General features: G+C 70.9%; 12 protein-coding genes. 6 read left to right on the forward strand and 6 right to left on the reverse strand.

The features are described 5' to 3' along the window. Nucleotides 1–53: 53 nt before the first annotated feature. The 4 genes from ME121_RS05005 to ME121_RS05020 form a co-directional block, all read right to left on the reverse strand. Nucleotides 54–362: a hypothetical protein gene (locus tag ME121_RS05005; RefSeq protein ID WP_012317627.1), complete on the reverse strand. Its 309-nt coding sequence runs from the start codon at nucleotides 360–362 to the stop codon at nucleotides 54–56. A 239-nt stretch (nucleotides 363–601) separates the two neighbouring features. Further along, nucleotides 602–1,459 (reverse strand): alpha/beta fold hydrolase, encoded by an 858-nt coding sequence (locus ME121_RS05010; RefSeq protein ID WP_058607352.1) that lies wholly within the window; start codon nucleotides 1,457–1,459, stop codon nucleotides 602–604. A 69-nt stretch (nucleotides 1,460–1,528) separates the two neighbouring features. After that, the gene (locus tag ME121_RS05015; RefSeq protein ID WP_029359879.1) at nucleotides 1,529–1,732 is read right to left on the reverse strand and encodes a hypothetical protein; all 204 of its coding nucleotides are present in this window, start codon (nucleotides 1,730–1,732) and stop codon (nucleotides 1,529–1,531) included. Nucleotides 1,733–1,833: 101 nt separating this feature from the next. Further along, nucleotides 1,834–3,567, reverse strand: coding sequence for a patatin-like phospholipase family protein (locus ME121_RS05020; protein ID WP_059408437.1), 1,734 nt, complete (start codon nucleotides 3,565–3,567; stop codon nucleotides 1,834–1,836). Between the two features lie 210 nt (nucleotides 3,568–3,777). Between ME121_RS05020 and ME121_RS05025 the strand changes: the two genes are divergently transcribed. The 4 genes from ME121_RS05025 (at nucleotide 3,778) to mmsB (ending at nucleotide 9,030) form a co-directional block, all read left to right on the forward strand. Further along, nucleotides 3,778–4,527, forward strand: a complete 750-nt coding sequence (locus tag ME121_RS05025) for an SDR family oxidoreductase (protein WP_012317623.1) — start codon at nucleotides 3,778–3,780, stop codon at nucleotides 4,525–4,527. A gap of 575 nt (nucleotides 4,528–5,102) precedes the next feature. Beyond that, a complete protein-coding gene (chvE, locus tag ME121_RS05030) occupies nucleotides 5,103–6,176 on the forward strand; it encodes a multiple monosaccharide ABC transporter substrate-binding protein (RefSeq protein ID WP_024831047.1) in 1,074 nt (357 codons plus the stop codon). A 101-nt stretch (nucleotides 6,177–6,277) separates the two neighbouring features. Continuing rightward, nucleotides 6,278–7,801, forward strand: coding sequence for a multiple monosaccharide ABC transporter ATP-binding protein (gene mmsA, locus ME121_RS05035; RefSeq protein ID WP_059408438.1), 1,524 nt, complete (start codon nucleotides 6,278–6,280; stop codon nucleotides 7,799–7,801). Next, complete coding sequence (gene mmsB / locus ME121_RS05040) at nucleotides 7,798–9,030, forward strand: multiple monosaccharide ABC transporter permease (protein WP_053620236.1); 1,233 nt, start codon at nucleotides 7,798–7,800, stop codon at nucleotides 9,028–9,030. The genes mmsA and mmsB overlap by 4 nt, the downstream gene beginning before the upstream one ends. A 202-nt stretch (nucleotides 9,031–9,232) precedes the next feature. Here mmsB and ME121_RS05045 read toward each other — a convergent pair whose 3' ends face one another. Continuing rightward, entirely contained in the window at nucleotides 9,233–10,204 is a 972-nt protein-coding gene (locus ME121_RS05045) for a polyprenyl synthetase family protein (RefSeq protein ID WP_012317619.1), read from the reverse strand. Between the two features lie 35 nt (nucleotides 10,205–10,239). Between ME121_RS05045 and mtgA the strand changes: the two genes are divergently transcribed. Both mtgA and ME121_RS05055 read left to right on the forward strand, forming a co-directional pair. Further along, nucleotides 10,240–11,010, forward strand: coding sequence for a monofunctional biosynthetic peptidoglycan transglycosylase (gene mtgA, locus ME121_RS05050; protein ID WP_373866300.1), 771 nt, complete (start codon nucleotides 10,240–10,242; stop codon nucleotides 11,008–11,010). Between the two features lie 61 nt (nucleotides 11,011–11,071). Then, on the forward strand, nucleotides 11,072–11,716 hold the full coding sequence (locus tag ME121_RS05055; RefSeq protein ID WP_012317617.1) for a hypothetical protein: 645 nt from the start codon (nucleotides 11,072–11,074) through the stop codon (nucleotides 11,714–11,716). Nucleotides 11,717–11,762: 46 nt separating this feature from the next. Here the strand turns inward: ME121_RS05055 and ME121_RS05060 are convergent, their stop codons facing one another. Beyond that, nucleotides 11,763–13,001, reverse strand: coding sequence for an argininosuccinate synthase (locus tag ME121_RS05060; RefSeq protein ID WP_012317616.1), 1,239 nt, complete (start codon nucleotides 12,999–13,001; stop codon nucleotides 11,763–11,765). Nucleotides 13,002–13,034 lie beyond the last annotated feature (33 nt).

Below are 13,034 nucleotides of genomic sequence, written 5' to 3' on the forward strand. Positions count from 1 at the left end.
GATGGCGCCCGGATCCGGCGCAGCCTGTGCGGGATCCGGACGCGGGTCGGATGTCAGTAGCGCGGGCCGCCCGTGGTGTTGCCGAGCTGCTGCTGGTAGCCCGGGCGCGACGGATTGCGGGCGTTCGGGTTGCCGTGCCGCATCGTGTTCATGCGCCGCATCCGGCGCTCGTGCCGGGTCGAGTGATGACGGTGCATCCGGTGATGATGCATGCGGTGGTGGCGATGCATCGCCACGGTCTCGACCATGTCGGATCCGGCGAGGCCGGGCTGCGCGATCGCGGGCGCGGCCTGCGACGCGACAGTTCCGGCCAGAAGGCCGCCGAAGACCACACCCGCGGTCAGGAAAGAACGAAAAGACATCGTGGAGTAGCTCCGATCAGCCCTCGTGGGCCACCACCAAGTGACAAGTGCTCGTCATGTTCCGGATTCGGAGGCGAAAAATGTTGCGGGGCTCCCGGAAGGCGCACGGATTACCGCTGCGGCCGGCGCGTGCTCGAACGCGCCGGCGCCGAGACTTCCGAGATCCGTCCGTGCACTGAATAGCGTTCTGCAACTTGCCCGCGTGAACCGGCCGGCGTTCCTGCGCGGGGCCCCGGCGGCTACCGGAGGAACGCGGCGAGATCGGCGTTGACCGCTTCGGGTTCCTCGTGGGCGAGCCAGTGGCTGGCCCGCTCGTACCAGCGGAGTTGGCCAGCGTCACAGTACGCGAGGCTCGCCTCCGCTAGGCCGGGTTGCAGCGCGGTGTCCCGCCGCCCCCAGAGGATCAGCACCGGCACCCGCACCCGCGGCGGCCGCGCCCGGGGCAGCTGCACCAGGGCCCGGTACCAGTTCAGCATGCCGGTCATCGCGCCGGGCTGGAGCCACGCCGCGACGTAGTGGTCGAGATCGGCCTCCGCGAAGGCGCCCGGACGGCTGGAGGTCGTCAGCGCGCGCCGTAGGGCACGGCAGCGATCCGCCGTGAGCAGCCGCTCGGGCAGGCGCGGCAGCTGGAAGAGGCCCACGTAGGTGCTGCGCAGCCACTGGCCCGGATGGTGCCGCATGTAGGCGCCGACGACGGCCGGATGCGGCGCGTTGAGGATCGCCAGCCGGTCGATCCGCTCGGGGTGGCGGCTCGCCACCCACCAGGCGACGAGGCCGCCCCAGTCGTGGCCGACCAGCCGCACCGCGGGCGCGCCGCAGGCGTCGGCCAGCGCCAGGACGTCGCCGGCCAGCCGGTCCAGGTGGTAGGCGGCGATCCCCGCAGGCTTGTCGCTGAGGCCGTAGCCCCGCTGGTCCGGCGCGATGATCCGCAGCCCCGTCTCGGCGAGGGGCCCGATCTGGTGGCGCCAGCCGTACCAGGATTCCGGGAAGCCGTGCAGCAGGATGGTCGGCGGACCCGTCTCGGGGCCCGCCTCGGCCACGTGCAGGGCGACCTCAGGCAGGGCGATCCGGCGAAACTTCACTCCCGCGACGGTCATCCTCGCGCGCTCCGTCATGCCCGGCATCCCTCGCGGCGGGGAACGCGCGCGGCTGCCGGTCCGATCCGCTCAGAAGCCGAGCGCGGCGCCGTCGCCGGCTTCCGGGGAGAGCTGGTCGCGCAGGCGCTCCGGCGCGGTCCGCGTCCAGAGGCACAGCAGCACGAAGGCGGCGCCGTGCAGCAGGGATTGCGGCGCGGAATGGTCGGTCGCGGTGCGCCGATCTTGCGCGGAACCGGGCACGGTGCCGGTCAGGGGCGTGGCGAGCTGGGTCATGGGTTCGGTCTCCGAACGACGCGTTGCAGCGGAGATCGTCGCCGGACGCTCCGGGTTACAGGGCCATGGGCGCCGCGCGTGCGCCTGCGCACGCGGACTTCTCAGCGCACCGGGTCGAGCCAGCGCGCGAGGGTGCCGGTCGCGATGCCCGCGCGGGTTTCCCGGTAGCCCAGCTCCGCCGATTCCCGGAAGCGCGACCACGCCCGCAGGTCGATGCCGGAGAGCTGCGGCTTGAGCACCGCGGTCGCGTGGGCGGCCGCCATCAGGCTCTGCGAGTCGCTCGACACGGTGGCGGCGCGCAGCAGCAGCGGTGCCAGTCCCGGCATCGCCAGCGGCGAGCCGATCAGCTTGCGCATGAGCCGGCCGCTCCAGCCGCGCCGCGGCATGTCCTGGAACGCCCGGTCGGTCCCGACATCGACGGCCAGGACCGGCCCGCGCTCCAGCCCGGCGGCGACGTCGGCCGGAAGGTTGTTCATCATGCCGCCGTCGACCAGGACGCCCTCGTCGCAGAGCACGGGCGGCAGGAGGCCGGGGATCGCGATGCTGGCGCGCAGGGCCTTCGGCAGGTCGCCCGAGCGGTGAACCATGGTGTTGCCGGTCGTCAGGTTCGACGAGACGCAGAAGAACGGCAGCCAGAGGTCCTCGATGCGCACGCCGCCGTAGCGCGCCGCGAGGCCGGCATCGACCTTGGCGCCGCGGGTCAGCGCGTGCAGCGGCAGCGTGTAGTCGTTGATCGGGTTGCTGGTGGCGAAGAACGCCTCGATCTGCGCCTGGATCTCCGCGACGCTCCAGCCCATGGCGAGGCTCGCCGCGATGATCGCCCCCATGCTGGTCCCGCCGACGAAGTCCGGCGCGCAGGAGACCTCGTCGAGGGCCTTGAGCACCCCGAGATGGGCGAGCCCCCGCGCGCCGCCGCCGCCGAGGACGAGGCCCCGCGCCGACCCGCTGGCGAGCCGCGCGAGGCGATGCAGATCCGCGCGGTCGCCGTCCCGGACCTGGATGCGCATCGCCGCCGGCAGCGCGGCGACTTCCGGATGGAGGGCCTTCGGGCGCCGGGCCCCGGGATCCTGGCGCACGACGAGATCCATGCGGATCCAGTCGGAGCGCACCCGGTCGAGATAGGCCGCCGCGCCCGGACGCGGCGGCGCGCCGGGCTCGGCCAGGAGCAGGACGTGGTCGCCCCGCCGCTGGCTCTGCCGGCACCAGGGGCAATCGATGTCGTGCGCCGCGAAGATCGTGCGCGCGTGGTCGCCCTCGAAGGCCTGGAACCACGCCTCGTCGGCGCCCTCCGGCCAGTCGGTCAGGCAGCCGGTCTCCCCGGGCAGCAGGACGTCGAAGGCGGCGGCGAGCTGCCGCGCCACCCGCGCCGGATCCGGCCCCTCGGTCACCGCCAGGATCGTGAAGATCCGCGGCGCGTGGTGGACGGAGTAGCCGTCGTAGATCGCCCGCAGGCGGTCGGCGAGCATCCGGGCGAAGTAGAGGAGCGTGTGCGGGTGCTCGGCGATCACCGCCTCGAACGCGTCCCTGGTGAGCTGCACGAGGTGCGAATCGCGCAGTGCCATCACGGTGGCCGCCCGCGGGGCGTCCGACAGCAGGGCCATCTCCCCGAACGTCTCGGGCGGCCGCAGGCGCGCGATCCGGGTCGGCCGCCCGGCATGGTCGCGGGCCGAGACGCCGACCGCCCCGGAGACCAGCGTGTACAGGGCGTCCCCGGTATCGCCCTGCTCGAACAGAGTGCGGCCGCCCGGCACCGCCACCGGCACCATCCGGGCCCGCACGGCCGCGACCGCCGGCGCGTCGAGCCCGGCCAGGAACGGGATCTCGGGTGCGCTCACGCCGGAACCGCCGCGTCGATCGTCCCGCGCAGGCCTGCCGACGAACCCAGCCCCATCGTTCCGTTCCCATCCCCGCGTCTTTCAGACCATCATAGCGCATGGCGCGCGCCGGTACGCCCCGTGACCGCGGCCCGCATCTGAAACGCCGACGCCTTCGCGCGGCGGCGGCCATCCGCTACAGGCGGTGCAACACCGGAACCGGAGGAACGCATGTCGGGGCTTGAGCGGATCGCGATCGTGACCGGGGCCGGGACGGGTGTCGGCAAGGCCGCCGCCCTGGCGCTCGCCGGGGCCGGATGGCGCGTCGTCCTCTCCGGGCGGCGTCAGGCCCCCCTCGACGAGGTCAGCGCGCAGATCGGCCACGGGGCCCTGGCGGTCCCCACCGACGTGACCGATCCCGACTCGATCGCCGCCCTGTTCGCGCGCACCAAGGCGGAGTTCGGCCGTCTCGACCTGCTGTTCAACAATGCCGGGATCGGCGCTCCGGCGGTCCCCCTCGAGGACCTGCCCCTCGAGACTTGGCGGCAGGTGGTCGACACCAACCTCACGGCGCTGTTCCTGTGCACGCAGCACGCCTTCCGGATCATGCGCGACCAGGATCCCCGGGGCGGCCGGATCATCAACAACGGCTCGATCTCGGCCCACGCGCCCCGCCCGAACTCCATCGCCTACACGGCGACCAAGCACGCCGTCACCGGGCTGACCAAAGCGACCTCCCTCGACGGGCGGGCCTACGACATCGCCTGCGGCCAGATCGATATCGGTAACGCCGACACGCCCATGGGCGGCAAGATGAAGGCCGGCGTCCCGCAGGCGGACGGGTCCCTGCGGGCCGAAGCGGTGATGGATCCGGACCATGTCGGTCAGGCCGTGCTCTCCATGGCGAGCCTGCCGCTGGAGGCCAACGTGCAGTTCATGACCATCATGGCCACCAAGATGCCGTTCGTCGGCCGCGGCTGACACGACGCGGTTCTCGGGTCCGCGCAGCGACGCGCGCCGACTCCGCCCGACGAGACAAGGCTCGACACAGCCCACCCCCGATCCGATCGCGCCGAGCGGCCGCGGCCGCCGCACCGATCGAGCGGCCGCGCGACCCCGACCGGCTGCCTGCCCCCGGGCCGTGCGCCCCGCCGCGCCCGAACGGAGCGCGCCAGCAGGCGATCGAACCGCGCCCGAGCCCGCTCCGCACCCACCCCTGCCCGAGCCCGCGCGGCGTGCCGGCACCCTGTCCGGGCCGATTGACGGCCCGTTTCATAACTCATACAAATTCCGAGGCCGGCGAGTCCGGGGTCGCGGCCCGGTCTCTCGGAGGGGACGTCGGCGGCGCCGGACTCTCGCTGCGCCTTGCCGATCCGGCGAAGTCATCCGGGCCGGCTGGCGCGACGTCGGACGGGCCGACATCAGCTGAGGATTGTCCATAGACCCGGTCAGTCAGAGAGCAATTCGCAGTAATAAGAGCAACGCGTCGATAAAAACAAAAGTACGGACTCGCTTCAGCTCAGAACGAAGTCCAGCTGTGAACATGAGGGGGGCTTATGAACGCCAGGCAGACCGTTCTCACATACTTCCTGGGCCTGTCGCTCCTGGGAGCGTCGGCCGTGACATCGGTGCAGGCGGCCGGCGGGGATCCGATCGGGGTCGCCATGCCGACCAAGTCGTCGCAGCGCTGGATCGACGACGGCAACAACATCGTCAGGCTTCTGAAGGCCAGGGGCTACAAGCCGGACCTGCAATACGCGGACGACGACATCCCGACGCAGCTCGCCCAGATCGAGAACATGCTCACCACGGGCGCGAAGATCCTGGTGATCGCTTCCATCGACGGTACGACCCTCAGCGATGTGCTGTCGAAGGCGGGCGAGCGCGGCGTCCGGGTGATCGCCTACGACCGGCTCATCAAAGGGACGCCGCACGTCGATTACTACGCCACCTTCGACAACTACAAGGTCGGCGTTCAGCAGGCGACATCCATCGTCGACGCCCTCGGCCTGAAGGACGGGAAGGGCCCCTTCAACATCGAGTTGTTCGGCGGCTCGCCCGACGACAATAACGCATACTTTTTCTACGACGGCGCCCTGTCGGTGCTGAAGCCCTACATCGACGCGAGGAAGCTCGTGGTGCGCTCGGGCCAGTTCGGCATGGACAAGGTGTCCACCCTGCGCTGGGACGCGGCGACCGCTCAGGCGCGGATGGATAACCTGCTCTCGGCCTATTACGGCACCGCCCATCTCGACGCCGTGCTCTCGCCCTACGACGGCATCTCCACGGCGATCCTCTCGTCGGTGAAGAGCGTCGGCTACGGTTCGGGCGACGTGAAGCTGCCGGTGATCAGCGGCCAGGACGCCGAGCTGCAATCGGTCAAGTCGATCATCGCCGGAGAGCAGACGGCGACCATCTTCAAGGACACCCGGGATCTGGCCAAGGTGGCGGTGGCGATGATCGACGCCATCGAGGCCGGCCGACAGCCCGAAGTCAACGATGTGAAGACCTACAGCAACGGCAAGAAGGTCGTCCCCTCCTACCTGCTCACGCCGGTGATCGTCACCCAGGCCAACTGGAAGCAGGCCCTGGTCGATACCGGGTACTACACGCTCGACCAGCTCAAGTGATCGCAGCCGGGATGGAGCCCGGCGGCTCCGCCCGATCCCATCCCCGCGCCGCGATGGCCGGCGCGGGGGCCGAACGTGCAGTCCGAGCTGGTAGGCGCCGCATGCAGCCCGTCCTCGAAATGCGGGGAATCTCCAAGACCTTCCCCGGTGTGAAGGCTCTCGACGACGTGAATCTCACCGTCGAGCCCGCCGAGATCCTCGCCCTGGTCGGCGAGAACGGGGCCGGCAAGTCGACGCTGATGAAGGTTCTGAGCGGCGTGTATCCCCACGGGTCCTACACGGGCGACATCACCTACGAGGGCCGGCCGGGCCACTTCCGGGACATCACGGACAGCGAGCGCCTCGGCATCGTGATCATCCACCAGGAATTGGCCCTGGTGCCGTACCTGTCGATCGCCGAGAACATCTTCCTCGGCAATGAGCCGGCCCGCTTCGGCATCATCGACCAGGACCGTGTCCACGCCCGCGCCCGCGCGCTGATGGCGACGGTGGGACTCGACGAGAGCCCCGACACCCTCGTCACCCATCTCGGTGTCGGCAAGCAGCAGCTCGTGGAGATCGCCAAGGCGCTCTCCAAGGAGGTCAAGCTGCTGATCCTCGACGAGCCGACCGCGTCGTTGAGCGAGACCGACAGCGCGGCGCTGCTGCAGCTGCTGCTGCGCTTCAAGGCGCAGGGCATCGCGTCGATCCTGATCTCCCACAAGCTCAGCGAGATCGCCAAGGTGGCCGATCGGATCACGGTCCTGCGCGACGGCACCACCGTCGAGACCCTCGACTGCCGCGGCGGCCCGATCGACGAGGACCGCATCATCCGGGCGATGGTCGGCCGCACGCTGGAGAACCGCTACCCCGTCCGCACGCCGCGGATCGGCGCGGTGCTGATGGAGGTGCGCGACTGGACGGTCCATCACCCGATCCACGCCGAGCGGGCGGTGGTGCGCGACGTCGGCCTGAGCCTGCGCAGGGGCGAGATCGTCGGGATCGCGGGCCTGATGGGCTCCGGTCGGACCGAGCTCGCCATGAGCCTCTTCGGCCGGTCCTACGGGCAGGACATCCGGGGCACCGTCCGGATCGACGGTGTCGAGGTCGACGTCTCGACGATCGACCGGGCGATCGCGGCCGGCCTCGCCTACGTCACCGAGGACCGCAAGCAGCTCGGGCTGGTGCTCGGCGAGAACATGACCCTCGCGAACCTGCCGGGCATCTCCACCGCCGCGGTGATCGACGAGGCGGCCGAGCACCGGGTCGCGACCGGCTACCGCACCAAGATGCGCATCCGCTCCCTCGGGGTGACGCAGCCGACCGTGCACCTGTCGGGCGGCAATCAGCAGAAGGTCGTGCTGAGCAAGTGGCTGTTCACGCAGCCCAAGGTGCTGATCCTCGACGAGCCGACGCGCGGCATCGATGTCGGCGCCAAGTACGAGATCTACAGCATCATCAACGAGCTGGCCGAGGACGGGCGCGGCGTCCTCATGATCTCGTCCGAGATGCCGGAACTGCTCGGCCTCTGCGACCGCATCTACGTGATGAACGAGGGGCGGTTCGTGGGCGCGTTCGATCGCGGCGAGGCCAGCCAGGAAGCGATCATGCGCGCGATCATGCGCTCCAGGGGCCTGAACGGATGACCGACATCACAGCGAGCAAATCCATGAGGCCCGGCAGCGACATCATCCCGGCCGCCGCGGCCGCGACGGGGGAGGTCCGGGCCCGGCGCGGCCGCCTGCCGGTGGCGCAGCTGCGCGCCTACGGGCTCGTCGTCGCACTGGCGGTGATCACGCTGTTCTTCGAGGTCGCGACGGGCGGCGTCCTGTTCCAGCCGCTGAACCTGACCAACCTGATTCTCCAGAACAGCTACGTCGTGGTGATGGCGCTCGGGATGCTGCTGGTCATCGTGGCCGGGCACATCGACCTGTCGATCGGCTCGGTGGTCGGATTCGTGGGGGCGCTCGCAGCCCTGCTGATGGTCCGCTTCCACGTCGACCCGGTCCCGGCCGCCCTCCTGTGCCTCGCGGTGGGGGCGGCCATCGGCGGTCTGCAGGGCTACTTCGTGGCCTACCTCGCCATACCGAGCTTCATCGTCACCCTGGCCGGCATGATGGTGTTCCGCGGCCTGACGCAGGTGCTGCTCCAGGGCACCTCCGTCGGGCCGTTCCCGGAGGTGTTCCAGCTCCTCGCCAAGGGCTTCCTCGTCAATGTCGCCGGACCCTGGACCTCCGTCCTGATCGCCCTCGCGCTGGTCGCGACGCTGATCGGGCTCGGCTGGCGAAGGCGGCAGGCGCGGCTGCGGAACGGGAGCCCGGCGGACTCCGTGGCGGCGTTCATCGGCCGCAACGGCGTGACCGCCATCCTGATCCTGGCCTTCGCCTGGCAGATGAGCGCCTACCGGGGCCTGCCCAACGTGCTCCTCGTGCTGCTGGCGCTGGTGACGCTCTACGGCTTCGTGACGACGCGGACGACGATCGGGCGCCGGATCTACGCGCTGGGCGGGAACATCAAGGCCGCGCGCCTCTCTGGCATCAAGACCGAGAGGCTGACCTTCCTGACCTTCGCCAACATGGGCGCGCTGGCGGGTCTCGCCGGCATGATCTTCGTCGCGCGGCTCAACACCGCGAATTCCAAGGCCGGCGTCGGCATGGAGCTCGACGTGATCGCCGCCTGCTTCATCGGCGGCGCCTCGGCGGCGGGCGGCATCGGCAAGGTCTCGGGTGTCGTGATCGGCGCCTTCATCATCGGCATCATGAACAACGGCATGTCGATCCTGGGGATCGGCGTCGACTGGCAGCAGGTGATCAAGGGCGTCGTCCTGCTCGCCGCCGTGTGCCTCGACGTCCACAACAAGAACAACCGGCTCTGACGGGCGCCGCGCGCTCCGCGGCCCCGCGTCCGGTTCGGATCGCCCCGATCGGGACGGCGCGGGTCCGCCCCGCGGAGCGCGTCGATCCGGCGGTGTCGCGACCGCCCGTGGCGCGCCGACCGCGGACGTGGCGCGGTGCTCGCGGTGGTCGGGCCCGGCCCGGCCGCCCGAGGCGGCCGGCGGGTTTCCCCGCCCGGCGCGATCAGGTCTTGCGGGCGACCGTGAAGCGGGCGGCGTCGCGCAGGACGCGGGCGCCCTCCCCCCAGGACGACACCGCGTCCTCGCAGACGCCGACGAGGCGGTCGCACTCGGCGCGGGCGCCGTCGATGCCGAGACGGTCGACGAGCGTCGCCTTGCCGGCATCCTTGTCCTTGCCGGTGGCCTTGCCCATGGCCTCGGGCGAAGCTTCCCGGTCGAGGATGTCGTCGGCGATCTGGAAGGCCTGCCCCAGGGCGAGGCCGTAACGCAGGAGGGCGGCCCGCTGGTCCTTGTCGGCGCCGCCGACGATCGCCCCGGCCTCGACCGAGAAGGCCAGGATCGCCCCGGTCTTCATCGCCTGCATCCGCAGGGTGTCGTCCACGTCCATGTTGGCCGCGCCGAACCGGCCCTCGGCGGTGAGGTCGAGGAGCTGGCCGCCGACCATGCCGCCCAGGCCCGAGGCGCGGGCGAGGCCGAGCACGAGATCGGCGCGGACGCGCGCATCCGGCTGCCAGGCCGGGTCGGCGACGATCTCGAAGGCCAGCGTCTGCAGGGCGTCACCGACCAGGATGGCGGTGGCCTCGTCGTAGGCCTTGTGGACCGTGGGCTTGCCGCGGCGCATGTCGTCGTCGTCCATCGCCGGCAGGTCGTCGTGGACGAGGCTGTAGCAATGGACCAGCTCGACGCCGGCGCCGGCCGCCAGCGCGGCGGCCTCGGAACCGCCGAGCATCCGGGCGGTCTCGATGGCCAGGAACGGCCGGAGGCGCTTGCCGCCGCCGAGCACCGCGTGGCGCATCGCCTCCATCAGGCGCGGCGGCCGGGCGATCTCGCCGGGTCCGACCGCGGGGCCGAGGCGCTCGACCAGGAAGGTCTCGACGGTGCCGGCGACCTCCGTCAACCTGTGGGTAAAATCGGCGGCCGGCGTGACTGCCTTGACCGAACCGGTCGGTGCCTGCGTTGAGGGGGTCGGGGTCATCGGGCTTACGTCCGGTCCTGGCCTTGCGGAAACCAATCGGGTGTCAGTTGGGCGGGGACGGACTCACGGTGGACGGGGCTCGACGCAGGCGGGAGACGGCAGGTCGCGACCTTCCGCTCGCGCGCCCGCGCCGTTCCCGCCGCGTCCGCCAGGCCGTGGGAGCGCTGCTGCTGCTCCCCGCCGTCGGGTTCGTCCTCGCGCTGACGTTGGCGCTCGTCTATAGCGCGGTGATGCCGCCGTCGACCCTGATGCTGGGACGGTGGTTGACGCTTCAGCCGGTGAGCCGCGATCCGGTCCCGCTCTCCGCCATCGCGCCGGCCCTGCCCCAGGCCGTGATCGCCTCGGAGGATCAGCGCTTCTGCCTGGATCACGGCGTCGATTTCGGCGCGATCCGCGACGTGGTCGAGGACGAGGACTCGCCGAGCCGCGGCGCCTCCACGATCGCCATGCAGACGGTCAAGAACGTCTTCCTCTGGCCCGGCCGCTCCTACATCCGCAAGGCCATCGAGATCCCGCTGGCGCTGGCGCTCGACACGCTCTGGGGCAAGCGCCGCATGATGGAGATCTACCTCAACGTCGCCGAGTGGGGAGACGGGATCTACGGTGCGCAGGCCGCGAGCCGGCACTGGTTCGGCAAGGACGCGAGCCGGCTGACCCGCAACGAGGCCGCCCTCCTCGCCGCCGTCCTGCCGAACCCGATCACCCGCAGCGCCGGCCGGCCCTCTCCCGGCGTGCGCCGACGGGCCGCGCGGATCCAGGCCATGATGGGGCAGATCGACGGGCTGACGGGCTGCCTGCGGCGGTAGCAGGGGGCGGTGCGCCTCTGTAAGACGGGCCTTCCAGCGTGAGACCCGGGACCGACCCACGATGAGCGATGCCGTTTACGACCTGAGCCTGGAGCGCATCGCCCTGATCCGCCGGATGGTCGTCGCCTGGGGCGGCGCCGCGCCGGGCGCACCGACCATCCACCCCGCGGCGCCCTACGGCAGCCTGGATCGCGACGGCGACATCGCCAACGTTACCGGCGACGACGAGGGCGCCGAGGAGGAGCACCGGGCGCTGGAGGACGGCCTCGCGGTCTTCGTCCAGAACGCGCACTTGAAGCCGGGCCGGTACCAGTACCACAACGGCCTGGCGAAGCTCGACCCGAGCGCGGTCGGCGACGTCTTCCGCGACGCGGCGACCGGCGAGACACCGGACGTCATCACCTTCGCGGTGACGCCCGAGCACCTCGCCCTGATCCCGCGGCTGCATATCGGGTGGAATGCCGAGCAGGGGGTGCCGCGCGTCGATCCGGAGCGGCCCTACGGCGCGGACGGCGCCTACACGGACGCGATGAAGCGCCATCTCGCCGGCGTGCCGGGCGCGGCCGCGAACGACGACGAGGACGCGGAGACGCGGCTCGTGCGCCTCCACCGCGAGCTGCAGCCCGCGCTGCAGATCTTCCTGCGCTACGCCGATCTTGGACCCGGTGACTTCCGTCGGGCGGCCGAGCGCTGGCTGCCCGCCTGACGGCCGAGGCCGGTCGCCGCCCGCGCGGCGGCGACCGGAAGCGGGCTCAGCCCTCGCGCTTCTTCCGCTGGGCCAGCGTGCGCAGCCGCAGGGCGTTGAGCTTGATGAACCCGGCCGCGTCGCGGTGATCGTAGGCGACAGCACCCTCCTCGAAGGTCACGAGATCCTGGTCGTAGAGCGAGTGCGGGCTCTCGCGGCCGACGACGTGGACGCCGCCCTTGTAGAGCTTCAGCCGCACCGTGCCGGTGACCTTCTCCTGGCTCTTGTCGATCAGGGCCTGGATCATCTCGCGCTCCGGCGAGAACCAGAAGCCGTTGTAGATCAGCTCGGCATATTGCGGCATGAGCTGGTCCTTGAGGTGCGCGGCGCCCCGGTCCAGCGTGATCGACTCGATGGCGCGGTGCGCCGGCAGCAGGATCGTGCCGCCGGGCGTCTCGTACATGCCGCGGCTCTTCATGCCGACGAAGCGGTTCTCCACGAGGTCGAGCCGGCCGATGCCGTTGGCGCGGCCGAGCTCGTTGAGCTTGGCCAGCAGGCTCGCGGGCGACAGGTTCTCGCCGTCGATCGAGACGGCGTCGCCGCGCTCGAACCCGATCGTGATGATCGTCGGCTGGTCGGGCGCCTCCTCGGGCGAGAGCGTGCGCGAGTAGACGTAGTCCGGCACCTCGACGGCCGGATCCTCCAGCACCTTGCCCTCGGAGGAGGCGTGCAGGAGGTTGGCGTCCACCGAGAACGGGCTCTCGCCGCGCTTGTCCTTGGCGATCGGGATCTGGTGCTGCTCGGCGAAGGCGATGAGCTGCTCGCGGGAGCGCAGGTCCCACTCGCGCCAGGGCGCGATCACCGTGACGTCGGGCTTGAGCGCGTAGTAGCCGAGCTCGAACCGGACCTGGTCGTTCCCCTTGCCGGTGGCGCCGTGGCAGACCGCGTCGGCGCCGACCTTCTCGGCGATCTCGATCTGCTTCTTGGCGATCAGCGGCCGGGCGATCGAGGTGCCGAGCAGGTAGACGCCCTCGTAGACGGCGTTCGCCCGGAACATCGGGAAGACGTAGTCGCGGACGAATTCCTCGCGCAGGTCCTCGATGTAGATGTTCTCGGGCTTGATGCCGAGCAGCTCCGCCTTGCGGCGGGCGGGCTCCAGCTCCTCGCCCTGGCCGAGATCGGCCGTGAAGGTCACGACCTCGCAGCCGTAGGTGGTCTGCAGCCACTTCAGGATGATCGATGTGTCGAGGCCGCCGGAATAGGCCAGCACGACCTTCTTCACGGGGCTCTTCGCGGGGACGGACATGCGGCTTCCGGAACTGGGACGGGGCGTCTGCGG

The sequence above is a fragment of the Methylobacterium sp. ME121 genome, assembly GCF_000974725.1.
Classification (GTDB): Bacteria; Pseudomonadota; Alphaproteobacteria; order Rhizobiales; family Beijerinckiaceae; genus Methylobacterium; species Methylobacterium radiotolerans.